At 68.7% G+C, this 24,630-nt stretch carries 22 protein-coding genes; 12 read left to right on the top strand and 10 right to left on the bottom strand.

The window, feature by feature from the left end; translation table 11 throughout:
- Positions 1–7: 7 nt before the first annotated feature.
- The 6 genes from HMPREF2914_RS03360 to HMPREF2914_RS03385 all read right to left on the bottom strand — a co-directional run bounded on the left by HMPREF2914_RS03360 (position 8) and on the right by HMPREF2914_RS03385 (position 6,585).
- Positions 8–778 carry a CHAD domain-containing protein gene (locus tag HMPREF2914_RS03360; RefSeq protein ID WP_003114744.1) on the bottom strand — a complete coding sequence of 257 codons (771 nt, stop codon included), beginning with the start codon at positions 776–778 and terminating at the stop codon, positions 8–10.
- A complete protein-coding gene (gene tgpA, locus HMPREF2914_RS03365; RefSeq protein WP_023091608.1) occupies positions 775–2,781 on the bottom strand; it encodes a protein-glutamine gamma-glutamyltransferase TgpA in 2,007 nt (668 codons plus the stop codon). Before tgpA ends, HMPREF2914_RS03360 begins: the two co-directional genes overlap by 4 nt.
- Positions 2,778–3,731, bottom strand: coding sequence for a DUF58 domain-containing protein (locus HMPREF2914_RS03370; protein ID WP_023091607.1), 954 nt, complete (start codon positions 3,729–3,731; stop codon positions 2,778–2,780). The genes tgpA and HMPREF2914_RS03370 overlap by 4 nt, the downstream gene beginning before the upstream one ends.
- Complete coding sequence (locus tag HMPREF2914_RS03375) at positions 3,731–4,648, bottom strand: AAA family ATPase (RefSeq protein WP_003090974.1); 918 nt, start codon at positions 4,646–4,648, stop codon at positions 3,731–3,733. The genes HMPREF2914_RS03370 and HMPREF2914_RS03375 overlap by 1 nt, the downstream gene beginning before the upstream one ends.
- A 248-nt stretch (positions 4,649–4,896) precedes the next feature.
- Entirely contained in the window at positions 4,897–5,595 is a 699-nt protein-coding gene (gene pyrF / locus HMPREF2914_RS03380) for an orotidine-5'-phosphate decarboxylase (RefSeq protein WP_003090975.1), read from the bottom strand.
- 96 nt (positions 5,596–5,691) lie between these two features.
- Positions 5,692–6,585 (bottom strand): LysR family transcriptional regulator, encoded by an 894-nt coding sequence (locus HMPREF2914_RS03385; protein WP_016263298.1) that lies wholly within the window; start codon positions 6,583–6,585, stop codon positions 5,692–5,694.
- 45 nt (positions 6,586–6,630) lie between these two features.
- On the opposite strand from HMPREF2914_RS03385, the gene HMPREF2914_RS03390 reads away from it, so the two are divergent.
- The gene (locus HMPREF2914_RS03390) at positions 6,631–7,272 is read left to right on the top strand and encodes a DUF924 family protein (RefSeq protein WP_023091606.1); all 642 of its coding nucleotides are present in this window, start codon (positions 6,631–6,633) and stop codon (positions 7,270–7,272) included.
- A gap of 22 nt (positions 7,273–7,294) precedes the next feature.
- Here the strand turns inward: HMPREF2914_RS03390 and HMPREF2914_RS03395 are convergent, their stop codons facing one another.
- On the bottom strand, positions 7,295–8,185 hold the full coding sequence (locus HMPREF2914_RS03395; RefSeq protein ID WP_003090978.1) for a LysR family transcriptional regulator: 891 nt from the start codon (positions 8,183–8,185) through the stop codon (positions 7,295–7,297).
- Positions 8,186–8,276: 91 nt separating this feature from the next.
- On the opposite strand from HMPREF2914_RS03395, the gene HMPREF2914_RS03400 reads away from it, so the two are divergent.
- A complete protein-coding gene (locus tag HMPREF2914_RS03400) occupies positions 8,277–8,747 on the top strand; it encodes a multidrug/biocide efflux PACE transporter (RefSeq protein WP_003101714.1) in 471 nt (156 codons plus the stop codon).
- An 8-nt stretch (positions 8,748–8,755) separates the two neighbouring features.
- Here HMPREF2914_RS03400 and HMPREF2914_RS03405 read toward each other — a convergent pair whose 3' ends face one another.
- Together HMPREF2914_RS03405 and HMPREF2914_RS03410 are read right to left on the bottom strand one after the other, a co-directional pair.
- Positions 8,756–9,667, bottom strand: a complete 912-nt coding sequence (locus HMPREF2914_RS03405; protein ID WP_003090981.1) for a response regulator — start codon at positions 9,665–9,667, stop codon at positions 8,756–8,758.
- A 1-nt stretch (position 9,668) separates the two neighbouring features.
- On the bottom strand, positions 9,669–10,970 hold the full coding sequence (locus HMPREF2914_RS03410) for a sensor histidine kinase (RefSeq protein WP_003160587.1): 1,302 nt from the start codon (positions 10,968–10,970) through the stop codon (positions 9,669–9,671).
- 236 nt (positions 10,971–11,206) lie between these two features.
- Here HMPREF2914_RS03410 and HMPREF2914_RS03415 point away from each other — a divergent pair, with 236 nt between their 5' ends.
- The gene (locus tag HMPREF2914_RS03415) at positions 11,207–11,374 is read left to right on the top strand and encodes a DUF2897 family protein (protein ID WP_003090984.1); all 168 of its coding nucleotides are present in this window, start codon (positions 11,207–11,209) and stop codon (positions 11,372–11,374) included.
- Between the two features lie 232 nt (positions 11,375–11,606).
- Entirely contained in the window at positions 11,607–12,371 is a 765-nt protein-coding gene (locus tag HMPREF2914_RS03420) for a CPBP family intramembrane glutamic endopeptidase (protein ID WP_003090986.1), read from the top strand.
- On the opposite strand, the gene atuR is transcribed toward HMPREF2914_RS03420, so the two are convergent.
- Positions 12,372–12,995, bottom strand: a complete 624-nt coding sequence (gene atuR / locus HMPREF2914_RS03425; RefSeq protein ID WP_003114740.1) for an atu genes transcriptional repressor AtuR — start codon at positions 12,993–12,995, stop codon at positions 12,372–12,374.
- Between the two features lie 253 nt (positions 12,996–13,248).
- On the opposite strand from atuR, the gene HMPREF2914_RS03430 reads away from it, so the two are divergent.
- The 8 genes from HMPREF2914_RS03430 to HMPREF2914_RS03465 all read left to right on the top strand — a co-directional run bounded on the left by HMPREF2914_RS03430 (position 13,249) and on the right by HMPREF2914_RS03465 (position 24,620).
- Positions 13,249–15,051 carry an acyclic terpene utilization AtuA family protein gene (locus HMPREF2914_RS03430; RefSeq protein ID WP_023091605.1) on the top strand — a complete coding sequence of 601 codons (1,803 nt, stop codon included), beginning with the start codon at positions 13,249–13,251 and terminating at the stop codon, positions 15,049–15,051.
- Positions 15,052–15,123: 72 nt separating this feature from the next.
- A complete protein-coding gene (locus tag HMPREF2914_RS03435) occupies positions 15,124–16,002 on the top strand; it encodes an SDR family oxidoreductase (RefSeq protein WP_003130778.1) in 879 nt (292 codons plus the stop codon).
- A 1-nt stretch (position 16,003) separates the two neighbouring features.
- Positions 16,004–17,620, top strand: a complete 1,617-nt coding sequence (gene atuC / locus HMPREF2914_RS03440) for a geranyl-CoA carboxylase subunit beta (RefSeq protein WP_023091604.1) — start codon at positions 16,004–16,006, stop codon at positions 17,618–17,620.
- A 116-nt stretch (positions 17,621–17,736) separates the two neighbouring features.
- The gene (gene atuD / locus HMPREF2914_RS03445; RefSeq protein ID WP_003101733.1) at positions 17,737–18,897 is read left to right on the top strand and encodes a citronellyl-CoA dehydrogenase; all 1,161 of its coding nucleotides are present in this window, start codon (positions 17,737–17,739) and stop codon (positions 18,895–18,897) included.
- 20 nt (positions 18,898–18,917) lie between these two features.
- Positions 18,918–19,712, top strand: coding sequence for an isohexenylglutaconyl-CoA hydratase (gene atuE, locus HMPREF2914_RS03450; RefSeq protein WP_003119850.1), 795 nt, complete (start codon positions 18,918–18,920; stop codon positions 19,710–19,712).
- A 45-nt stretch (positions 19,713–19,757) separates the two neighbouring features.
- On the top strand, positions 19,758–21,743 hold the full coding sequence (gene atuF / locus HMPREF2914_RS03455) for a geranyl-CoA carboxylase subunit apha (RefSeq protein WP_023091603.1): 1,986 nt from the start codon (positions 19,758–19,760) through the stop codon (positions 21,741–21,743).
- A 63-nt stretch (positions 21,744–21,806) separates the two neighbouring features.
- Positions 21,807–22,631, top strand: coding sequence for an SDR family oxidoreductase (locus tag HMPREF2914_RS03460; RefSeq protein ID WP_003101741.1), 825 nt, complete (start codon positions 21,807–21,809; stop codon positions 22,629–22,631).
- 162 nt (positions 22,632–22,793) lie between these two features.
- Positions 22,794–24,620 (top strand): long-chain-acyl-CoA synthetase, encoded by a 1,827-nt coding sequence (locus tag HMPREF2914_RS03465; RefSeq protein WP_003101743.1) that lies wholly within the window; start codon positions 22,794–22,796, stop codon positions 24,618–24,620.
- Positions 24,621–24,630 lie beyond the last annotated feature (10 nt).

The raw sequence follows: 24,630 nt of genomic DNA on the forward strand, positions 1-24,630 counted from the left end.
GGCGGCCTCAGTGCCCGGCAAGCGCCTGCTGCAATGTCGACAGGGCCCGTCCGGCACGCTCCCGGGCCAGTTCGAAGCGTGCCGTCCAGACCTCTCGCACAGGCGCCAGGTCCGGCTCGCGCTGGCATCGCAACAGCCACTGTTCGAGGTCGTGCCAATCGCCCAGCGCCGACTGGGCCGCCTTGAGCGGCGCCAGCAGCGAACCGGGAATGCTGCAATCGTGCGGATAGGCCTCCAGCCCGTAGCGCACGCGCTTGATCCGCAGCCGTAGCGGGTGCCAGTGCTCGTAGGTGGTGTCCGCCAGCTCGGCGCGCAGGGTCTTCCATTGCCGGCGCAGGCGCTTGCGCACCCGGCCGTGCAAGCCATCCAGCACGGCATGCCGCTGGGCCGTACGCAACAGGGCCGGCCAGACGTCCAGGCAAAGCTGCAGGCGGTGCAGCGGCTGGCTGGCGAGAACCGCCACGTAGCCGGACTCCAGCACCGGCCGGCGCACCGCCAGCGCATCCCGCAGCCCTTCGGCGGCGAGCGCCGGCAGCAGCACCTCCAGGTCGCGGATCGGCCCGCTGAGCCGCCCGACCTCGGCGGCGGCATGCTCCAGCTCCTCGACGCCGGGGACTCCGCGGATCGGCCGCAGCAGGCTGCGCAGACGGCGCAGGGCGATGCGCAGGTCGTGCAGTGCCTCGCCATCCGTGCGCGCCTCCAGGCGGGCGACCGCCGACATCAACGCCACCTGCTGGCCGATCACCTCGGCCAGCAGTTCATCGATGAACCCCGTCATGCCTTCTCCTCTCCCCGGCCATCCCGCGTGGGCGCGCGCACCAGGCGCCAGGGCAGCGCCCGGCGCAATGCGCGCAGACGCAACCCTGGATCATCGGCACCGCCGTGTCCATAGCGTTGCGCTTCGAACGCGCCGACGAAGGCCGCGATGGCTGGCGCCTGCGCCGGCAGGACGCGGGCGGCGCGCTCGCCGTAGGAGCGTAGTCCTTCGCCGGGGGAACGGCGCAGGCCATGCATCTCCAGCAGGCGTTCGAAGCGGCGCAGTTGGCGGCTGCGCAGATCGCCACGGCCTTGCCAGGGCTTGAGCAGGAACAGCGCGAGCAGACCGACCGACAATATCGCCGCGGCACCGAGCAACAGGCCCAGTCGGGTCGGATCGAGCCCGCCGAACCAGCGCTGCAGGAAGGCGCCCTGCTGCTCACCCTGGTAGGCCAGGACCCAGCGTTGCCAGCCGTAGTTCAGGCTGTCCCAGGCCAGACGCATGTCGTTGAGCCAGGGCAGGCCACGGTAGCGCAACGGCGACAGCGGCGCGTCGGCGAGGTACTCGCTGTCTCCGGCCAGGGCCTGCTCCAGCCCCTGTTCGATCCGTTCGGGCGCCACCTGGTAGGTCGGGTCGACGCTCAGCCAGCCCTGCTCCGGCTGCCAATACTCGACCCAGGCGTGGGCGTCGAACTGATGCACCAGCAGGTAGTTGCCCGCCGGATTCAGCTCGCCGCCCTGGTAACCGGCCACCACTCGCGCAGGAATGCCCGCGGCGCGCAGGACGAAAGCCATCGCCCCGGCGTAATGCGCGCAGAAGCCGCTGCGCGTGTCGAACAGGAAATCGTCCACCCCGTCGGCGCCGGTCGCTGGCGGTTTCAGGGTGTAGGCGAAGGGCTCGTGGTTGAAGCGCTGCAACAGGGCCGCGACCAGCGCCTGCGGTTGCGCATGGGCCTGGCGCAACTCGTCGGCCAGCGCGCGCGCGCGCGGATTGCCGTGCATCGGCAACTGCAGGTTGCGCCAGCGCGTGCGCGGATCGATGCTGGACTCGCGCAGCGCCTGTGGCCAGGAACTGACTCGGTAGAACAGACGTTGCTCGACCGGCTGCCGCCGCTGCAGGTGGAAATCGCTCATCAGGCGCGTGTCGGTCTGGTCGGTCTGCGCCACGTCGAGGGCGAACAGCCAGGGCTGCGAACTGGGCTGCATGATCACGTCGTAGCGCAGCTCAGGGCCACGCTTCTGCCAGTGCAGAGCATCCTCGCCCGACCATTGCGGCGCCTGAGCCCAACGTCGTCCGTCGAAACGCTCCATGGTCAAGGCGCGCCAGTAGAGCTGCTCGCGCGGCGGCGGTGCGCCCTCGAAGCGGACCCGGAACGCCAGTTCGGCGGAGCGCCCAAGCTCGGCGATATCCCCTGGCGCCATGCTCTCCGAGAGTCCGGTGACCCCCTTGTTGCCGGGCATCGGCAACGACCACAGCGGCCCCAGGCGGGGGAAGAACAGGAACAGCAGGAGCATCAGCGGCAGCGCCTGCAGCAACAGCCCGCCGGCCAGCCGCAGGGTCGGCCAGGGCCGGCTGGCGAAAGCGCTCTGCTGCAAGCCGATCAGCGCCGCCAGCAACGCGGTCACCGGCAGCAGGCTGTACAGCGCGGCGAGGAAACCGTCGTCGAACAGGTAGCCCACCACCACTGCGAAGAAACCGAGGAACACCAGTACCAGCGCATCGCGGCGGGTCTTCATTTCCACCAGTTTGAGGATGAACGCGGCGATCAGCAGCACCGCCCCCGCGTCCAGGCCCACCAGGCTGCCGCGCGACAACCAGACCCCGGCCCCGGCGAGCAACGCCAGGGCCAGCTTGACCCAGGCGCGCGGATAGCCGGCACGCATGCGGAAGACCTGCACCCGCCAGGCCGCGCAACCGAGCCACATGGCCGCGATCCACAGCGGCATGTAGGCCAGGTGCGGCAGGATCACCAGTACCTGCGCCACCAGCAGCCAGACCAGCGCGACCCGCGGAATCGCGTTCATCGCGCCGCTCCGAACAACGCCAGCGCGCGCAGGCAGGCCTCGCGCTGGGCCTCGCCGCTGGCCGGTTGCAGGCGCGTGCCGGGCAGCGCCAGGCCATAGGGCTGCTGCCGCGCGGAGAGTTCCAGGACTGCATGGCACAAGCGGCCCAGGCGACTTTCGAGGTCCCCGCCGAGGCGCTCGAATTCCAGCCACAGGTCTTCCCCGCCGAGCGCGGCGAAGTCCTTCACCAGCAGCCCCTGGCCACGGGAAAATGCCTTCCAGTGCAGGCGCCGCCGCGAGTCGCCCGGCTGGTAGGCGCGCAGCCCCTGGTAGTCGTCGACGCCCGCGCTCGCCAGCGCGCGCCCCTGGTCCTCGGCATCCTCCGCGCCCGGCGCGAGGAACGACTCGCCGGCCAGCGGCCGAGGGTAGACCAGCGCCTGCTGGCGCAGGTCGACCCAGCTCCAGGCCACCAGCAGGCCGAGGGGAAAGCGACTCTCCACCCGCAGGCGCCCCGGCCGCAGCCAGCCGCGTCGCTCGGTCGGGTGGAACAGCAGCACCTCGGCAGCCGCGTCGCCTGCCAGGTCGGCGTATTCCAGCGGCCGCTCCGGCCAGCCGACGGCGATGGCCTGGCGCGCCCGCCGCGGGCTTTCCAGGCGCACCCGGAAACCGGCGCGCTCGCCGGCGAACACCGGGTCCGCTCCCAACGCGGTGAGGCGCAGGCCGGCAAGGTTGCGATAGGTATGGAGGATGGTCACCACGCCCAGGGACAGCAGCAGGAAGGTCAACCCGTAGGCCAGGCTGTTCTGGTAGTTGATCGCCGCCAGCAGCATCACCAGCAGCGCCAGGCCGAAAGCGCCGCCCTGGCGGGTCGGCAGGATGAATACGCGGCGCTGGTTCAGCTCGACGCTGCTCGCCGGCGGTATCCGCCGGTTCAGCCAGCGCTGCCAGCGCGGCCAGTTGCGCAGGCGCATCAGAGCGCCGGGACTTCGCGCAGCAGCCATTGCACCAGCGCGCCGCCACCGTGCCCGGTGGGGTCCGCCTGGTCGCGCAGGCGATGCCCGGCGACCGCCGGCAACACCGCCTGGACGTCTTCCGGAATCACATAGTCGCGTCCCGCCAGCAGCGCCCAGGCACGCGCCGCGGCGAGCAACGCCAGGCTACCGCGCGGCGACAGGCCGAGGGCGAAGGCCGGCTGCGTGCGGGTCGCTTCGACCAGGCGCAGCACGTAGTCCACCAGCGCATCGCTGGCGCGGACCTTCGGCACTTCGGCCTGGAAAGCGGCCAGCGCCGCGTGGTCGAGCAAGGGTTCCAGGCGCGGCAGCAGATCGCGCCGGGCTTCGCCGAGCAGCAGCGAACGTTCCGCCGCGCGTCCGGGGTAGCCCAGCGACAGGCGCATCAGGAAGCGATCCAGCTGCGATTCCGGCAGGGAGAAGGTGCCGCCCTGGCTGGCCGGGTTCTGCGTGGCGATGACGAAGAACGGTTCCGGCAAGGGCCGGGTGGCGCCCTCGATGGTCACCTGGCCTTCTTCCATCGCCTCGAGCAAGGCGCTCTGGCTTTTCGGCGTGGCGCGGTTGATCTCGTCGGCGAGCACCAGCTCGGCGAAGATCGGCCCGGGATGGAAGACGAATTGCCCGCTGTCCTTGTCGAACACCGAGGTACCGAGGATATCGCCCGGCAGCAGGTCCGAGGTGAACTGGATGCGCTGGAAACTGAGCCCGAGCACCCGCGCCAGGGCATGGCTGAGGGTGGTCTTGCCCATCCCCGGCAGGTCTTCGATCAACAGGTGCCCACGGGCCAGCAGGCAGGCCAGGGCCAGGCGCACCTGGCGGTCCTTGCCCAGGAGAATCTCATCGACCGCCTTCAGGCAGGCTTCCAGGGTGTTCAGCATCCCGACCTCGCGTTTCCGGGGAAAACAGCGATCCTACTGGCCTGGGGCCAGCCGGCAAGGCACTTGCAATTTTTCCTCACGAAACTGTGAAACCGTTGCCACCGGTACTTGCCGGAGTGCCCGCTACAAGCCTAGACGCTGGGGAGGGACAGGCGCCCCCCTGGGCGCCGGCGCGGATGATGCCTGCGCCATGTCCGGCTCGACACGACGCGCGACGGTCACCGACGGCAGGCGTGGGGGAAGCCGCCTCAGCCCAGTTCGGCGACGATCGCCGCCAGCGCCTTGGCCGGGTCGGCGGCCTGGCTGATCGGCCGGCCGATCACCAGGTAGTCGGAGCCGGCGTCCAGGGCCTGGCGCGGGGTGAGGATGCGCCGCTGGTCGTCCTGGGCGCTGCCGGCCGGGCGGATGCCCGGCGTGACCAGTTGCAGGCCCGGATGGGCGGCCTTCAGCGCCGGCGCTTCCTGGGCCGAGCAGACCAGGCCGTCCATGCCGGCCTTCTGCGCCAGGGCGGCGAGGCGCAGTACCTGCTCCTGGGGCTCGATGTCGAGGCCGATGCCCGCCAGGTCCTCGCGCTCCATGCTGGTCAGCACGGTCACGCCGATGAGCAACGGCCTGGGCCCGCTGAAGGCCTCCAGCGTCTCGCGGCAGGCGGCCATCATGCGCAGGCCGCCGGAGCAGTGCACGTTGACCATCCACACGCCCATCTCGGCGGCGGCCTTCACCGCCATCGCCGTGGTGTTCGGGATGTCGTGGAATTTCAGGTCGAGGAACACCTCGAAGCCCTTGCCGCGCAAGGTCTCGACTATACCCGCGGCACAACTGGTGAAGAGTTCCTTGCCGACCTTCACCCGGCACAGTTTCGGGTCCAGCTGATCGGCCAGCGCCAGGGCGGCCTCACGGGTGGGGAAATCCAGGGCGACGATGATGGGGGACTGGCAGGCGGACATGGGCTCTCTCGCGGCGAATCGAAAACGGCGCGCATTGTCGCAGAATCCGGCCGTTTGCCGTAGCCCGGAACACGCCGGGGAGATGAACGTCGTGGACTAGAGGCGGGCGCGGAGCAGTTGCTCCAGCCAGTCGACGAATGCCCTGACCCGCCGCGACAGATGCCGCCGGTGCGGATACAGGGCGTACGCCGGCATCGCTTCGGCCCGCCACTGCGGCAGCACCTCGCGCAGCTCGCCGCGTTGGAGGTGCTCGCGCACGTCGTAGGCAGGGATCTGGATCAGGCCCAGTCCGGACAGGCAGCAGGCGATGTAGCTTTCCGCGTTGTTCACCGTGACCCGGCTGCGCAGCGCGCGGGTCAGGGTGCGCCCATCCTCGCGGTACTCCCAGGGCAACACCCGGCCGCTGCTGGGCGAGGCATAGTTGACCGCCCAGTGCCGGTCGAGGTCGGCCGGCGTCCGTGGCTCGCCATGCTCTTCCAGGTAGGCGGGACTGGCGCAATTGATCAGTTGCATCTCGCCGAGGCGTCGCGCCACCAGGCTGCTGTTGCCCAACTGGCCGACCCGCAGGACGCAGTCGACGCCCTCCTGCACCAGGTCCACCGAACGGTCGCTGGAGCCCAGTTCCAGTTCGATGTCCGGATGCTGGCGGAAGAATTCCGGCAGCGCCGGGGCGATCAGCAGTCGCGCCACCCGGCTCGGCACGTCGACCTTGAGCCGGCCGCTGGCGCGGCTGCCGTCGCGGAACAGGCTCTCCAGCTCTTCCATGTCTTCCAGCAGGTGACGGCAACGCTCCAGCACCACGCTGCCGTCGTGGGTCAGCTGGACCTGCCGGGTGGTGCGATGCAACAGCCGGCTGCCGAGTTGCGCTTCGAGCTGCTGGACCGCCGCCGAGACCGTCGCCCGCGGCATGTCCAGCAGGTCCGCGGCCTTGGTGAAGCTGCCGGTTTCGGCAACGCGCAGGAACACGCGCATGCTGTCCAGACGATCCATGGGCAGGCCCCTTCTCTCTATTCGGGATGGCTGGACAGTCTATCCATGCCACCCACGTTTATCCAAAGAACCCGGACCAATAGCCTGGAGTCCCTACTCTACTTCCTGGATCCGCAGATGCCCCATGCAGCGCTTTTGCCTTCTCCCAGCGCGTCCCCGCTGCCGGAAGTGGTCGGTTTCTGGCGCGATGCCGGCCCTACCCTCTGGTTCGCCAGGAACGCCGATTTCGACCGGCGCTTCCGCGAGCGCTTCGCCCACCTCTACGAGCTTGCCTGCGCCAACGCGCTGCGCCCGGCTGCCGGTGAAGCCGAGGACCATCTCGGCCTGCTGTTGCTGCTCGACCAGTACCCGCGCAACGCCTTCCGTGGAACCCCGCGCATGTACGCCAGCGACGCCCAAGCGCGGCGCTGGGCGGAGCGGGCTCTGGGACAAGGCCTCGACCGCCAGGTCGAGGACGCGCTGCGACTGTTCTTCTACCTGCCGTTCGCCCATGCCGAGAACCTTGCCGACCAGGATCGCTCGGTAGCGCTGAACCACGGACTCGGCCAGCCCTTCCTCGCCCACGCTCGTGAGCATCGCGAGATCATCCGCCGCTTCGGGCGCTTTCCCCATCGCAATCCGATCCTCGGTCGCCCGTCCAGCGCCGAGGAACTCGCCTTCCTCGCCGCCGGCGGCTTCGCCGGCTGAACCGGGGTTCAGCCGGCCCTCCCTAGATAGGCAGGTCGCGATCCAGCAAGCGGTCCAGCAACCAGTTGGCCGCCGGTCCCAACGGCCGCTGCCGCGACCAGACCACGTCCACCGCCTGGCTGCGCGGCCAGCCGGACACCGGCAACTCCTTCAGCCGTCCGTTGGCGTAGCCGCTGACCAGCCAGCGCGGCAGCTCGGCCCAACCGAAGCCGTGGGTGGCCATTTCCAGCAGCAACAGGTAGTTGGGCGCCGACCAGCAGCGCCCGCCGCTGGACGGCAGGCCGTCGTTGATCGCCGCGCCGGTCTCGCTATAGGTGTTCAGGCGCAGCAAACGCCATTCGGAAAGGTCACGCTCGCTGACCCGCTCCAGGCCCGCCAGCGGATGGTCGACGGCGGCGAACAGACCGAACTCGGCACGCTCGGCGACCGCCGCCACGCCCAGCTCCGGCGGGTAGTGCGGCTGCGCGGCGAGCAGGCCGAGGGTGGCGCGGCCGCGGCTGACCTGGGCGATCACGTCCTGGTCCTCGGCGATCAGGCATTCGAACTCCAGCTCAGGGTAACGCTCGTCCAGTTCGGCCAGACGCGCCTCGTAGCGCGCCGAATGGTAGGTGTCGGATAGCGCCAGGGTCACCCGTGGCTCCGAGCCGCCGGCGAGCAGCGCGGCGACCCGGCGCAGGCGGTCGGATGCGCCGAGGACCTCCTCGACCCGTCCCAGCAGGGTGCGTCCGGCCTCGGTCAGTTGCGGCTGGCGGCCACTGCGATCGAAGAGTTCCAGGCCGAGGTCGATCTCCAGCCGGGCAATGGCCTCGCTGACGGTCGACTGGCTCTTGCCCAGCTTGCGCGCGGCGGCGCTGAAGGAGCCGAGGGAAACGGCCTGGACGAAGGCCTCGAGGGATTCGGGTGACAAATGCATATCGGTTTTTCCGATGGTATCCAACTTAACCCTATCCCAAAGACCGATGACAATACAGCCCGACTTCAACGACGAACCGGGAGCGTTCGCCATGACCCACACCCACACCGCCCTCGACAAGACTCTCAAGGAGCGGATCTTCCACGCCCTGGCCTTCGAGGGCCTGGCCGTCCTCCTCACCGCGCCGGTGCTGTCGCTGGTGATGAACAAGCCCCTGGCGCACATGGGTGCGCTGACGCTGATGTTCTCCACCGTGGCGATGCTCTGGAACATGCTTTTCAACAGCCTCTTCGACCGCGCCCAGCGGCGCATGGGCTTCCAGCGCACCCTGCAGGTCCGGGTGCTGCATGCGATGCTCTTCGAGCTGGGCCTGATCGTGGTGCTGGTACCGCTGGCCGCCTGGTGGCTGTCGATCGGACTGGTCGAGGCGTTCCTCCTCGACATGGGCCTGATCCTGTTCTTCCTGCCCTACACCATGGCCTTCAACTGGAGCTACGACGTACTCCGCGCACGCCTGGTGGAAAGCCGCCAGGCCAAGGCCGCCGGTTGCGACGCCGGCTAGGCCGGCGTTCAGGCCGTCAGCCGCTCGCGCAGGCGGCCGAGCATACCGAGCAGGCTGCCGACCCGTTCCTTCTCGCGCTCGTCGCGCGGCACCTCGGCCAGCCGGTCGACCTCCGGCAGGCTTCGCCCGCGCCACAGCAAGGCCTGCTCGGCGGCCGCCTTCAGGCCTTTCTCGAACAATCCCCTGCGGATCGGCTTGGGCAGGTAGCGGAATATCTGCGCCTGGTTGATCAGTTCGAGCAGGGCCTGGGTGTCGCGGAACGGCGTAACCACCAGGCTGAGCAGGCGCGGATGGGCCTGGGCCAGGGATTTCAGCAGCGGCGCGGTATGCTCCCCGGCCAGCTTCAGGTCGCTGACCAGCACCTCCACCGGTTCGGTGTTCAGCCACACCAGCGCCTCGGCCAGGTTGCGCGCGCGCAGCAGGCGGTGCCCGCCGGCATGGCAGAAGGCCCCGACGCAGTCCAGGGTTTCCGGGTCGTCGTCGAGCAGCAGCACGCTCAGCGGCGCCGCCAGCGTGGCCGCGGGCGGTGCCGGCAGGCCCTGGCGGCTGGCGATCTCCGCCGCCTGGCGCAGGGTGAAGGCCATTTCCTGGGGATTCCAGGGCTTGGTCAGGTAGCGGAAGATGCCGCCGTCGTTGAGCGCGTCGACGGCGGCGTCGAGGTCGGAATAGCCGGTGAGGAGAATCCGCAGGGTCTCCGGATAGCGCTCGCGAGCCTGCGCCAGCAGTTCGGCGCCGCTCATCTGCGGCATGCGCTGGTCGCTGACCAGCACCTGTATCCGTTCCGTCTTCAGGCGCTCCAGGGCGCGCCGCGGGTCGCTCTCGGTGAGCACCTCGTAATGGCGACGGAACTGCATGGCCAGGCTGCGCAGGATGCGCTCCTCGTCATCGACGAAGAGGATGCGGACGGGAGATGGGCTCATGTCAGGCGCTCCGTTTCAGTTCGCGGGCCTGCTCTCGCGGCAGGCTGATGAGGAAGCGGGTTCCGCGGCCCGGTTCGGAGGCCACGCGGATGGTCCCGCCATGTTGCTGGATGATCTTGTAGCTGATCGACAGGCCGAGCCCGGTGCCCTGCCCCACCGGCTTGGTGGTGAAGAACGGGTCGAAGATCCGCCCGAGGACCTCGGCGGGCATGCCCTTGCCGTTGTCCTGCACGGAGAGGAACACCTGGCGCTCGTCGGCCCAGCTCTTCAGCAGGATGCGACCGAAACGCTCCATGGCCTGCGCGGCGTTGGTCAGCAGGTTCAGCAGCACCTGGTTGATCTGCGACGGCGCGCAGGCGATAAGCGGCAGCTCGCCAAGCTGGCTGCTGATCTCGGCCTTGTCCTTGATGGCGGTGCGGGCGATCAGCACGGCGTTGCGCACGCAGTCGTTGAGGTCGACCTCCTCGCTGAAGGCGCGGTCCAGGCGGGCGAAGTCCTTGAGCCCGGAAACCAGCTCGCCGATCTGGCCGAGGCCGTAGCGGGTATCGACGAACAACTGCCGCAGGTCCTCGCGCAACTGTTCGACGGCGGCCTCGCGGCGCACCGCGTCGGCCGCCTGCAGCGCCTGCGCCAGGCGCGCTTCGTCGCACTGCGGGTCGCCCAGGCAGTCGACCAGCGCCGCCTGGGCATCGGCCAGGCGCAACAAGGGATCGCTCAGCTCCTCCAGCAGCGCCAGGTTGTTGCCGACGTAGCCGAGCGGCGTGTTCAGCTCGTGTGCGACCCCGGCCACCATCTGCCCGAGCGAAGCCATCTTTTCCGACTGCACCAGTTGCGCCTGGGACTCCTTGAGGTCCACCAGCGCCTTGCGCAGCACCCGGTTGCGCTGGGCGATGCGCGCCTCCATGGCCTTCAGCAGGTCGAGCACGGTGCCCAGGCCACGGTAGCGGCCCTCTTCGTCGACCAGGGCGAAGTCCTCGGTGATCGGATACTGCAGGCGACCGGTGACCTGCTGCGCCGCCTCTTCCAGGCTGGCGCCGAGGGAGACGCTGAGGGGCGCCCGGTTCATGACGTCGCGCACCGGATGGCGGCCCCAGAGGTCGCGGCCGAAACGCTGCATGAAGATGTCCTGGAGGGTGTAGCGGCTGACCAGGCCGAGGACCCGGCGCTCGTCGTCGACCACCGGCAGCGAGAGGAAGGCACGGTGCTCCGGCATCAGCAGGCGGTCGGCGACGTCGCTGATGCTCATCGCCGGAGTCAGGGGTTCCACCGGGCGCAACAGACGGGACAACGCGCTCGGAGACATCGGCAACCTCTCGCTGGCAGGCCCGGACGGGGCAATGAAGGGATACCCGCCAGTTAAGCAATGTCAGATTGCCAACATGTGACAGGCATCACGCCGACCAGGCTCAGCGCTTTCTCCGCCCGCAACTTCCAAGCGCCGCCGGGAGTCTCAACCACAGGACCTCGCGCCGGAACGTTGCCTGACAGAAAGGCAAACCCGGCGTATGGTGAACATTCATATCGATGAGGGAGAACAACATGCCCTGGTACGCCTGGTTGATCATCGTCCTCGCCCTGGGCTCCATCGTCGGCGGACTCCTGCTGCTGCGCGACTCGGCGAAGAAGCTGCCGTTGAGCGAGGAACAGCTCAAACGCATCCATGAACGCAACGCCGAGCTGGACGCGCAGGAGGCGAAGGACCGCTGAACCTATTGGCCTGCCGGCGGGTCACTAGGTCTCGTAGGAAAACCCCGGCGGGCGAAAAACCGGCGAGGCGAAGACTCGCGTGGCGGAGTCATGCGGGCCGCGCATGGTTTTTCCTGCGCAACCTGGGGTTCGTTCCCCGTGTGTTTCCCTCTGGCAGAAGGTCCGTTCCTTGCGCTTTTCCCATCCGCGGGTCGAAATGCCTTTAGAATCCCTCCTTTAAACGGGAGGCTGCATGCTCGGGCGTCTGATACCGCTTCTACCCATTCTGTTCCTGCTCGGGGGCTTCTTCACCGGGCACATCGCGCTGCTGACGGCGGTCATCGTCCTGCTCTACATCATCTGGGTGACCTACGCCGAACGCTGGCTGCCGACCCTGCTCTGGTGGCCGGTGAGCCTCGCCGCCAGCGCCCTGATCGCCATCCACTACCTGCCCGGCTTCATTCCCCTGCGCCTGTTCCCCTGGGACCTGGCCAGCGCCAGCCCGCCGATCCAGATGATCTGGCTGCCCTGGGACAAGGCCCTGGTCGCCCTTACCCTGCTCGCCTGGTGGCTGCGCCGGCCGAAGCAGCCGCTGGTGTCGCTGGATATCACCGCGCTGGCCTTCTGCCTGACCTTCTTCGTGGTGCCGCTGCTGTCGATCATGACCAATGCCGCGAGCTGGCAGCCGAAGTGGCCGGATGCCTTCTGGTGGTGGCTGGTACTGAACGTCGGGGTGGTCTCCCTGGCCGAGGAGGCGTTCTTCCGCGGCCTGCTGCAAAGCCAGTTGATCCGCTGGTTCGGCGCCTGGCCGGGAATCATCGTCGCGACCCTCGCCTACGCCGCGCTGCACCTGCTGGTGAACCCGGTGTACGCGCTGCTGGCCGGGATCGCCGGGCTGGGCTACGGCATGGTCCTGCACTTCAGCGGGCGGCTGTCCCTGGCGGTGCTGCTGCACGCTTCGATCAACACCCTGCACTTCCTCCTGCTGAGCTACCCGTTCCGCCTGATCTCCGAGTGATCAGGCGTTCTTGATCACCAGCGCCAGGGCCTCCTCGGCGAGCTGGTCGAGACTCATCGGTCCTTCCGGACGGAACCAGGTGGTGGTCCAGGACAGCGCGCCGGTGAGGAAGCGCCGCAGGATGAACGGATCGCCCTGGCAATAGCCGGCCAGCCGCGCCTCCCCCAGCACGTCGAGCCACATCTGCTCGTAGATGTCGCGCAGGCCGAGGATGTACGCCTGGCCTTCGGCGGACAGCGAGCGCCACTCGTAGACCAGCACCGCCATCGCCTCGCCGGTGCCGCCCATGATCGATTGCAGCTCGCAGCGGATCAGTCCCAGCACCCGCTCGCGCAGGTCCTCGGCGTCGGCCAGGGCGGCGCGCATCAGGGCGGTGTTGTAGAGGATGGTCTCTTCCATCACCGAGCGCAGGATCTCGTCCTTGCTCTTGAAGTGATGGAAGATGCTGCCCGACTGGATGCCCACCGCGCTGGCCAGGTCGCGCACCGTGGTGCGTTCGTAGCCTTTGCTGCGGAACAGGTGGGCGGCGGTCTGCAGCAGCTTGCCGCGGGCGCTTTCCGGATCGGTGAGCTGTCCGGTAGCCACCAGCTCCAGCATCACTTCCCGGGCTTTCTGATCGTCCAACGCTGAGTACCCCTTTTCCGGATCGTCGGCGGCTCGGTGCCGCTCATCCGCGCGCCCGGCCGCTCCGTATTTGCCGACCGGCCTCGGGATTGCCCCGCAAGTGCTTGTCGGCATTCATGAAATGTATGCCTGCGAAGACGACCGAGCAAGCGCTTGGGTAACAGCCGAGAACGGATTTGTTTCTGCCCTCTTCTCAACCAAGCGCTTGCTTGGTAATGTCGCCCCACACTTCCGCCGTCACGGGTCAAGAACAATGCAAAAGACCGTACGCATCGGCTGCGCCTCGGCCTTCTGGGGCGACACCTGCACCGCGGCCGCGCAGCTGGTGCGCGGCGCGCCGCTGGACTACCTGGTGTTCGACTACCTGGCCGAGATCACCATGTCGATCATGGCCGGCGCCCGCCTGAAACAGCCGGACGCCGGCTACGCCACCGATTTCGTCGAGGTCCTCGCACCGCTGCTGGGCGAGATCGCCGAGAAGAAGATCCGCGTCATCAGCAACGCTGGCGGGATCAATCCGCAGGCCTGTGCCGCCGCCCTCGCCGCGGCCTGCGAGAAGGCCGGGGTGCAGTTGAAGATCGCCGTGCTCCATGGCGACAACCTGCAAGCGCGCCAGGCCGAACTGGCCAAGGCCGGCATCCGCGAGATGTTCAGCGACGCGCCTTTCCCGCCGATGTGCGTCTCGCTCAACGCCTACCTCGGCGCACCGGGCATCGTCGAGGCCCTGCGCCTGGGCGCGGATATCGTGATCACCGGCCGGGTGGTCGACAGCGCGGTGGTCAGCGCCGCCCTGGTGCACGAGTTCGGCTGGGCCTGGGACGACTACGACCGACTGGCCCAGGCCGCCCTCGCCGGGCACATCGTCGAATGCGGCGCGCAATGCACAGGCGGCAATTTCACCGACTGGGAGCAGGTGCCGGACTACGAGCACATCGGTTTCCCCATCGTCGAGGTCGAGGCCGACGGGCGCTTCGTGGTGACCAAGGCGCCCGGCACCGGTGGCCTGGTCAGCGAACTGAGCGTCGGCGAACAGATGCTCTACGAGATCGGCGACCCACGCGCCTACCTGCTGCCCGACGTGGTCTGCGACTTCACCGAGGTGCGTCTGCGCCAGGTCGGACCCGACCGGGTCGCGGTGGAAGGCGCGCGCGGCCTGCCGCCCACCGACCGGTACAAGGTCAGCGCCACCTATCCGGACGGTTTCCGCTGCACCGCCAGTTGCCTGATCGCCGGCATCGATGCGCTGAAGAAGGCCGAGCGGGTCAGCCAGGCGATCATCGCCAGGACCGAGGAAATCTTCGCCGAGCGCGGCTGGGAGCCCTACCGCGAGGTCAATGTCGAACTGCTCGGCAGCGAAGCCACCTATGGTCCCCATGGGCGACGGCAGGACAGCCGCGAAGTGGTGGTCAAGCTGGCCGTCCGGCATCCGCGCAAGGAAGCCCTGGTGCTGTTCTCCCGCGAGATCGCCCAGGCCGCCACCGGGATGGCGCCCGGCCTGACCGGCATCGTCGGCGGCCGGCCGACGGTGTATCCGGTGATCCGCCTGTTCTCTTTCCTGATCGACAAGGCGCAATGCGCGTTGAGCGTGGAGATCGACGGCCAGCGCCATCCGCTGGAACTGCCGGTCCTCGAAGCCTTCGACCCGGCACGATTGGCCGAGGCGCGCCAGCCGCCACGCCCGGAGCAGCCCGCCAGCGCCAGCGTGCCGCTGGTGAAGCTGGCGGTGGCGCGCTCCGGCGACAAGGGCAACCACAGCAACATCGGGGTCATGGCACGGCATCCGGAGTACCTGCCGTGGATCGCCGAGGCGCTGGAGGAAGGCGCGGTAGTGGACTGGATGCAGCATGTGCTCGACCCGCAGACTGGCCGGGTCGGCCGCTGGTACCTGCCGGGCAGCCACAGCCTGAACTTCCTGCTGGAGAACGCCCTCGGCGGCGGCGGCGTCGCCAGCCTGCGCATCGACCCGCAGGGCAAGGCCTTCGCCCAGCAGTTGCTGGAGTTCCCGGTGGCGGTGCCGCAGGCGCTCGCCGACGCGCTGGAAACGCAGGGCAGATAACCACGACCAGGAACGACGAATGCGGCGTTCCGCTGCAACCACCCCACGGGATTCATCGGAGTCACCAGAACAATGAGCTACGACTCGATCTTCCGACCTGGCCTGTTCGACGGCCAGACCATCATCGTCACCGGCGGCGGCAGTGGCATCGGCCGCTGCACCGCCCATGAGCTGGCGGCCCTCGGCGCCCACGTGGTGCTGGTCGGACGCAAGGCGGAAAAGCTGGAGAAGACCGCCGGCGAGATCGTCGAAGACGGCGGCAGCGCCAGCTGGCACGCCTGCGACATCCGCGAGGAGGAAGCGGTGAAGACGCTGGTGGCGAATATCCTGGCCGAACGCGGGACCATCCATCACCTGGTCAACAACGCCGGCGGCCAGTATCCCTCGCCCCTCGCTTCGATCAGCCAGAAGGGCTTCGAGACCGTGCTCCGCACCAACCTGGTCGGCGGCTTCCTGGTCGCCCGCGAAGTGTTCAACCAGTCGATGAGCAAGACCGGCGGCAGCATCGTCAACATGCTCGCCGACATGTGGGGCGGCATGCCCGGCATGGGTCACTCCGGCGCCGCACGCTCCGGCATGGAGAATTTCACCAGGACCGCCGCCGTCGAGTGGGGCCATGCCGGCGTGCGGGTCAACGCGGTGGCGCCGGGCTGGATCGCGTCCAGCGGCATGGATACCTACGAAGGCGCGTTCAAGGCGGTGATCCCGACCCTGCGCGAGCACGTGCCGCTCAAGCGCATCGGCAGCGAGTCGGAAGTCGCCGCCGCCATCGTCTTCCTGCTCTCCCCCGGCGCCGCCTTCGTCAGCGGCAACACGATCCGCATCGACGGCGCCGCCAGCCAGGGCAGCCGCGCCTTCCCGCTGCTCAAGGGCAAGCCGGGACAGAGCCGCGCGTACAACGGCTTCCACCGCGCCTACCTGCCCGACGTACTGAAGGACCAGGAGGACTGACATGCCCGCGATCCAGTCGGAACTCGACGTCAACGGCGAGGACTTCGCCCGTAACCGCGAGGCCATGCTCGCCGCCGTGGCCGGCTTCCGCGAATTGGAGCAGAAGGTCCTGGACAAGGCCGCCGAGGCCAGGCCGAAGTTCGAGAAACGCGGCCAACTGCTGCCGCGCGAACGCCTGGCGCTGCTGCTCGACCCGGGCGCGCCGTTCCTCGAACTGTCCTCGCTGGCCGGCTACAAGCTGCACGACGACAAGGACGGCACCCAGGCCGGCGGCGGGATCATCGCCGGGATCGGCTACATCGCCGGGGTGCGCTGCCTGGTCAGTGCCAGCAACAGCGCGATCAAGGGCGGCACCATCTCCCCGACCGGGCTGAAGAAGACCCTGCGCCTGCAGCAGATCGCCATGGAGAACAAGCTGCCGGTGGTGACCCTCACCGAAAGCGGCGGCGCCAACCTCAACTATGCGGCGGAGATCTTCGTCGAAGGTGCGCGCGGCTTCGCCAACCAGGCGCGGATCTCCGCCATGGGCATTCCCCAGGTCACCGTGGTGCATGGCTCCAGCACCGCCGGCGGTGCCTACCAGCCGGGGCTGTCGGACTACGTGGTGGTGGTGCGCGGCAAGGCCAAGATGTTCCTCGCCGGGCCGCCGCTGCTCAAAGCCGCCACCGGCGAGATCGCCAGCGACGAGGAACTCGGCGGAGCCGAACTGCACGCGCAGGTCGCCGGCACCGCGGAATACCTGGCGGAAAACGACGCCGACGGCGTGCGCCTGGCCCGCGAGATCGTCGGCATGTTGCCGTGGAACGCTCAACTGCCGGCGCGCCCGGCGCGTTCCTGGCGCGAACCGCTGTACCCGGTGGAGGAGCTGCTCGGGGTGGTTCCGGCCGACCCGAAGAAGCCCTACGACGTCCGCGAGATCATCGCGCGCATCGCCGACGGCTCCGAGTTCCTCGACTTCAAGAACGAGTTCGACGGCCAGACCGTCTGCGGCCACCTGCGCATCGAGGGCCACGCCTGCGGCCTGATCGGCAACAACGGACCGATCACCCCGCAGGGCGCGGCCAAGGCGGCGCAGTTCATCCAGCTCTGCGAACAGAGCAACACGCCGCTGCTGTTCCTGCACAACACCACCGGCTTCATGGTCGGCACCGAGTCGGAGCGCCAGGGCGTGATCAAGCACGGCTCGAAGATGATCCAGGCGGTGGCCAACGCCCGCGTGCCCAAGCTGACCCTGGTGGTCGGCGGCTCCTACGGCGCCGGCAACTACGCGATGTGCGGACGCGGCCTCGACCCGCGCTTCATCTTCGCCTGGCCGAACAGTCGCACCGCGGTGATGGGCGGCGCCCAGGCCGGCAAGGTGCTGCGCATCGTCACCGAGGAGAAACACGCCAAGGAAGGCAAGGAAGCCGACCCGAAGATGCTCGAGATGCTGGAAACCGTCACCGCGCAGAAGCTCGACAGCCAGTCCACCGCGCTTTACGGCACCGCCAGCTTGTGGGACGACGGCCTGGTCGACCCGCGCGACAGCCGCAGGCTGCTCGGCTACCTGCTGGATATCTGCGCGGAAGCCGAGGCGCGGCCGCTGAAGGGCAACAGCTTCGGGGTCGCGAGGTTCTGACTGCAACAGGCGAGCCGGCGACAGCCCCTCTCCCCGCTCTCCCTGAAGGAAGAGGGTTGGGAGAGAGCAAGCGGATCCTGCCGGAAAACAATGATGCCCAGGAGGAAAGACAACCCATGATCTTCACCCAGGAACACGAAGAACTCCGCCGCACCGTTCGCAGCTTCGTCGAGCGGGAAATCAACCCCAACGTCGACCAGTGGGAAAAGGACGGCCGCTTCCCGATCCACGAGATCTTCCGCAAGGCCGGCGAACTCGGCCTGCTGGGCATCTCCAAACCGGAGAAGTTCGGCGGCATGGGCCTGGACTACAGCTACTCGATCGTCGCCGCCGAGGAATTCGGCAGCATCACCTGCGGCGGCATCCCGATGGCCATCGGCGTGCAGACCGACATGTGCACCCCGGCCCTGGCCCGCTTCGGTTCCGACGAGTTGCGCGAGGAGTTCCTCCGCCCGGCCATCGCCGGCGAGATGGTCGGCTGCATCGGCGTCTCCGAGGTCGGCGCCGGCTCCGACGTCGCCGGCCTGAAGACCACCGCGCGCAAGGACGGCGACGACTATGTGATCAACGGCAGCAAGATGTGGATCACCAACTCGCCGTCGGCCGACTTCATGTGCCTGCTCGCCAATACCTCCGACGACAAGCCGCACGTCAACAAGTCGTTGATCGTGGTCCCGATGAAGACCCCGGGCATTACCCTCAGTCCGCACCTGGACAAGCTCGGCATGCGCAGTTCGGAGACCGCCCAGGTGTTCTTCGATAACGTCCGCGTACCGCAGCGCAACCGCATCGGCGCGGAAGGCGCCGGCTTCATGATGCAGATGCTGCAGTTCCAGGAAGAACGGCTGTTCGGCGCGGCCAACATGATCAAGGGCCTGGAGCACTGCATCGACGTCACCATCGAGTATTGCAAGGAGCGCAGGACCTTCGGCCAGCCGCTGATCGACAACCAGGTCATCCACTTCCGCATGGCCGAGATGATGACCGAGGTCGAGGCGCTGCGCGCCCTGGTCTACCAGGCCACCGAGCTGTACGTGAAAGGCAGGGACGTGACGCGCCTGGCTTCCATGGCCAAGCTCAAGGCCGGCCGCCTCGGCCGCGAGGTCAGCGACGCCTGCCTGCAGTACTGGGGCGGCATGGGCTTCATGTGGGACAACCCGGTCTCCCGCGCCTACCGCGACACCCGCCTGGTATCCATCGGCGGCGGTGCCGACGAGATCATGCTCGGCATCATCTGCAAGCTGATGGGCATCCTGCCGGGCAAGAAGAAAGGCTGACGTTCCAGGAGGAAACCGGCATGAGCCTGCCGCATTGCGAGACCCTGCTGCTGGAACCCGTCGAGGGCGTCCTGCGGATCACCCTGAACCGCCCGCAAAGCCGCAACGCCATGAGCCTGGCGATGGTCGGCGAACTGCGCGCGGTGCTCGCCGCCGTGCGCGACGACCGTAGCGTGCGGGCGCTGGTGCTGCGCGGCGCCGGCGGGCACTTCTGCGCCGGCGGCGACATCAAGGATATGGCCGGTGCCCGCGCCGCCGGGGCTGAAGCCTACCGCACGCTGAACCGCGCCTTCGGCAGCCTGCTGGAGGAAGCCCAGGCCGCCCCGCAACTGCTGGTGGCGCTGGTGGAAGGTGCGGTGCTCGGCGGCGGTTTCGGCCTGGCCTGCGTGTCGGACGTAGCGATCGCCGCCGCCGATGCGCAGTTCGGCCTGCCGGAAACCAGCCTCGGCATTCTCCCGGCGCAGATCGCGCCTTTCGTGGTCCGCCGCATCGGCCTGACCCAGGCCCGCCGCCTGGCCCTCACCGCCGCCCGCTTCGACGGCCGCGAGGCACTGCGCCTGGGCCTGGTGCATTTCTGCGAGGCCGACGCCGATGCCCTCGAACAGCGCCTGGAGGAAACCCTCGAGCAACTGCGCCGCTGCGCGCCGAACGCCAACGCCGCCACCAAGGCCCTGCTGCTGGCCAGCGAAAGCGGCGAACTCGGCGCCCTGCTGGACGATGCGGCGCGCCAGTTCGCCGAAGCGGTGGGCGGCGCCGAAGGCAGCGAAGGCACCCTGGCCTTCGTACAGAAACGCAAGCCGGTCTGGGCCCAGTGAGCCACGACCGCGAAACAGGGCAACAGCCTCCAGGAGCCGAACGACATGCCCAGCTTCAACAAGATCCTCGTCGCCAACCGCGGTGAAATCGCCTGCCGGGTGCTGCGCACCGCCCATGAACTGGGCTACCGCAGCGTCGCCGTGTACAGCGAGGCGGACGCCGACGCCCGCCATGTGCAACTGGCCGACGAGGCCGTGTGCATCGGCCCGGCAGCGGTGGCGCAGTCCTACCTGAACCTCGAGGCGATCCTCGACGCCGCCCGTCGCAGCGGCGCCGAGGCGATCCACCCCGGCTACGGCTTCCTCTCCGAGAACGCCGAATTCGCCCGTGCCTGCGAAGCCGCCGGGATCGTCTTCATCGGCCCGGATGCGGAAGCCATCCACCTGATGGGCAGCAAGCGCCTGTCGAAGATCGCCATGCTCGCCGCCGGGGTGCCGTGCATCCCCGGCTACGAAGGCGCCGAACAGGACGACGCGACCCTGCGGCGCGAGGCCGAACGCATCGGCTACCCGCTGATGATCAAGGCCAGCGCCGGCGGCGGCGGCCGCGGCATGCGCCTGGTGGAGGAACCCGGCCAACTGCTGGAACAGTTGCGCACCGCGCGCTCGGAAGCGCTGGGCGCCTTCGGCAGCGCCGAGCTGATCCTGGAGAGGGCCGTGCCGCGCCCGCGCCACGTGGAGATCCAGGTGTTCGGCGACCGCCACGGCAACCTGCTCTACCTCGGCGAACGCGACTGCTCGGTGCAGCGCCGCCACCAGAAGGTCATCGAGGAAGCCCCCTGCCCGGTGCTCGATGCCGACCTGCGTCGCGCCATGGGCGAGGCGGCGGTGAAGGCCGCGGCCTCGGTCAACTACGTGGGCGCCGGCACCGTCGAGTTTCTTCTCGGCGAGGATGGTCGCTTCTACTTCCTGGAGATGAATACCCGCCTGCAGGTCGAACACCCGGTCACCGAACTGGTCACCGGCCAGGACCTGGTGGCCTGGCAGATCCGCATCGCCGAGGGCCATCCGCTGCCGCTGCGGCAGGAGCAGGTGGAACTGCGCGGGCATGCCATCGAGGTCCGCCTCTACGCCGAGGACGCCGGTCGCGGCTTCCTGCCGCAGACCGGCACGGTGCTGCGCTGGGACCCGGAACTGCTGCCCGGCGTACGCATCGACCATGGCCTGGTCGAGGGGCAGGCGGTGACGCCCTTCTACGACCCGATGCTGGCCAAGCTGATCGCCTACGGGGCGACCCGCGACGAAGCCCGGCGCAAGCTGATCCGCGCGCTGGAGCGCTGCGTGCTGCTGGGGGTCGACGGCAACCAGCGGTTCCTCGCCAACCTCCTGGCGCATCCGGACTTCGCCGCCAGCGAGGCGACCACCGCCTTCATCGGTGAACGCTTCGCCGAAGACCCCAGCCTGCAACCGCGCCAGCCGGGCGCCGAGGAACTGGCCCTGGCCGCCGCCCTGCTCTACCAGGCCGGCGCCGAGGCCAGTGCGCACCAGCCCGGCCTGGCCGGCTGGCGCAGCGCCGCCGGGGCACCGTGGAAGATCGTCCTGAAGCACGCCGAACAGCGCCTGGAGATCGGCCTGGAGGTCCTCGAAAGCGGTCGTCGGCCGCGACTGCTGGCGCGCCTGGAGCGACGCGAGATCGCCGTGCGCCTGCTCGACTGCGACGGACGCTGGGCCAGCGCCGAACTCGACGGCATTCGCCGTCGCCACGCCTACCACCTGGACGGCGGGCGCCTCTGGCTATACGGCCACGGCGGCAACCTCGAACTGCTCGACGTCACCCACGCCGGCGCCAGCGCCCAGGTCGGCGCCAGTTCCGGCACGCTCAAGGCGCCGATGGACGGCGCCATCGTCGAGGTGCTGGTCGGCGAGGGCGAACGGGTCGGCAAGGGCCAACTGCTGCTGGTGCTGGAGGCAATGAAGATGGAACACCCGCTGAAGGCCGGAGTCGACGGCGTGGTCCGCCGCGTCCAGGTCGGCCGTGGCGAGCAGGTACGCAACCGGCAGGTGCTGGTCGAGGTGGAAGCCGACGCCTGAGACAACCCGCCGCTCATCCGCAACGACAACGACAACGACAACGACAAGAAAACGGAGACGCCCATGTCACTGCACGGCAAGACCCTGTTCATCACCGGCGCCAGCCGCGGCATCGGCCGGGAGATAGCCCTGCGCGCCGCGCGCGATGGCGCCAACCTGGTGATCGCGGCGAAGAGCGCCGAGCCGCATCCGAAGCTGGAAGGCACCATCTTCAGCGTCGCCGCCGAGGTCGAGGCCGCCGGCGGCCAGGCCCTGCCGCTGCAACTCGACGTGCGCGACGAGCAGGCCGTGGCGGCGGCCATGGCCCGCGCCGCCGAACGCTTCGGCGGGATCGACGCACTGGTCAACAACGCCGGGGCGATCCGCCTGGTCGGGGTGGAAAAGCTGGAGCCCAAGCGCTTCGACCTGATGTACCAGATCAACACCCGCGCGGTGCTGGTCTGCAGCCAGGCCGCCCTGCCCTACCTGCGCAGGAGCGCCAACGGCCACATCCTCAGCCTGTCGCCGCCGATCAACCTGGCCGGCAGGTGGTTCGCCCAGCACGGCCCCTACACGGTCACCAAGTACGGCATGAGCATGCTTACCCTGGGGATGCACGAGGAGTTCGGGAAATACGCCATCAGCGTCAACGCGCTGTGGCCGAAGACCATGATCGCCACCGCCGCCATCGAGTTCGAGCTGGGCAGCCGTGACGCCTTCCGCCGCGCGCGCACCCCGGCGATCATGGCCGACGCCGCGCACGCCATTCTCACCAGCGAGGGGCGCAGCCTCAGCGGGCGCCTGCTGGTCGACGAGGAATTGCTGCGCGAGCGCGGCCAGAGCGATTTCGAGCAGTACCGCTACGACCCGGAGGGTGGCGCGCTGGTGCCCGACCTGTTCCTCGACTGAGGTCTCCGACGAAAGGCGCGCGGCGCTCTGCGGCGGGCTTCCGGGCTATTTGCCGAAGTGCCCCGGGGCGACCGCGCAACGGTCATAGCCGAGGCGGCGGCTGCGGTCTAGAGTCGCGGGAGCGTCCTACGCCCCGCACAACAACGACAAAGCGCGAGAGCCATGACCCACGCCGACCTGATCACTTTCAACCGTTTCGTTGCCCGCCTGCCTGCCACCTTCGGCCGCGTGCCGCGCATGCTGCGCGGCCTGTACTACACCGCGATCCGTAACCGCGAGAAGAGCCTGTCCCTGGGCTGGGCGCTGGAGCGCGCGGCACGCCTGTACCCGGACAACCCGGCGGTGCTCGACGGCCAGCGGCGGATCAGCTACGCCCTGTTCAACGGCTGGGCCAATCGCCTGGCGCGCGCCTTCAAGGCCGAGGGCGTAGGCCACGGCAGCGTGGTCGCGGTGATGCTGGAGAACCGCGTCGAGCTGCTGGCGATCCTCGCCGCCCTGGCCAAGCTCGGCGCCATCGGCGCACTGGTCAACACCACCCAGCGCGGCAAGGTCCTGGTGCACAGCCTGAACCTGGTGAAGCCCGGCCACTTCGTGGTCGGCGAAGAGTTGCGCGAGGTGTTCGAGGAAGTCCGCCAGGAGGTGCTCGGCAACGCCGGCCATTGCTACTGGGTCGACGACGGCGACACCCTCGGCGATCCCGGCTCGCCGCCGATGGGCTGGCGCAACCTGATGCGCCTGGCCCAGGGACAGACCTCGGAGAACCTCGAGGACACCGGCAGGGTGCGGCTCAAGGACTCCTGCTTCTACATCTACACCTCCGGCACCACCGGCCTGCCGAAAGCCTCGATCATGAGCCACGGCAAGTGGATCAAGGCCTACGGCGGCTTCGGCCATTCCGGCCTGGGCCTGGGCCGCGACGACGTGCTCTACCTGACCCTGCCCTGCTACCACAACAACGCCGTGACCGTCTGCTGGAGCGCGGCGCTCGCCGGCGGCGCGGCCATGGCCCTGCGCCGCAAGTTCTCCGCCAGCGGTTTCTGGAAGGACGTGCAGCACTACCGGGCGACCTGCTTCGGCTACATCGGCGAACTCTGCCGCTACCTGCTGAACCAGCCGCCGTGCGCCGAGGAACGCGGCAATAGCCTGACCTGCATGATCGGCAACGGCCTGCGCCCGTCGATCTGGGCCGAGTTCAAGCAACGCTTCGAGATCCAGCGGATCACCGAGTTCTACGCTTCCAGCGAAGGCAACATCGGCTTCACCAACGTATTCAATTTCGACAATACGGTGGGCTTCTCCCCAGCCACCTACGCCATCGTCCGCTACGACCTGGAGAACGACCGCCCGGTGCGCGACGCCAAGGGCTTCATGGAGAAGGTCGGCAAGGGCGAGGTCGGCCTGCTGATCAGCGAGATCAGCGCGAAGTGGCCGTTCGACGGCTACACCGATCCGGCCAAGAGCGAAGCGGTGATCCTCCGCGACGTGTTCAAGAAGGGCGACGCCTGGTTCAACACCGGCGACCTGATGCGCGACATCGGTTTCAAGCACACCCAGTTCGTCGACCGTCTCGGCGACACCTTCCGCTGGAAGGGCGAGAACGTTTCCACCACCGAGGTGGAAAACGCCCTCGGCGCCTTCGACGGGGTCGAGGATGCGGTGGTCTACGGCGTGGAGATTCCCGGCACCAACGGCCGCTGCGGGATGGCCGCGCTGCGCCTGGCCGATGGCGTCGAACTGGACCGCGAGGCCCTCGCCGCGCACCTCGACCGCGAGTTGCCGGCCTATGCCACGCCGGTGTTCCTGCGCCTGCTGCGCGAAGTCGAGACCACCGGCACCTTCAAGTACAAGAAGACCGACCTCAAGCGCGACGCCTACGATCCCGCGCGGGTGAGCGACAAACTCTTCGTCAGGTTGCCCGGCAGCGCCGGCTACCAGCCGCTGGACGCGGAGCTGTACCAGGCGTTGCAGGAGCAGCGCTACCGCTTCTGAGCGCCGGGGC

Source organism: Pseudomonas sp. HMSC067G02 (genome assembly GCF_001813485.1).
In the GTDB taxonomy this organism is placed as follows: domain Bacteria; phylum Pseudomonadota; class Gammaproteobacteria; order Pseudomonadales; family Pseudomonadaceae; genus Pseudomonas; species Pseudomonas aeruginosa.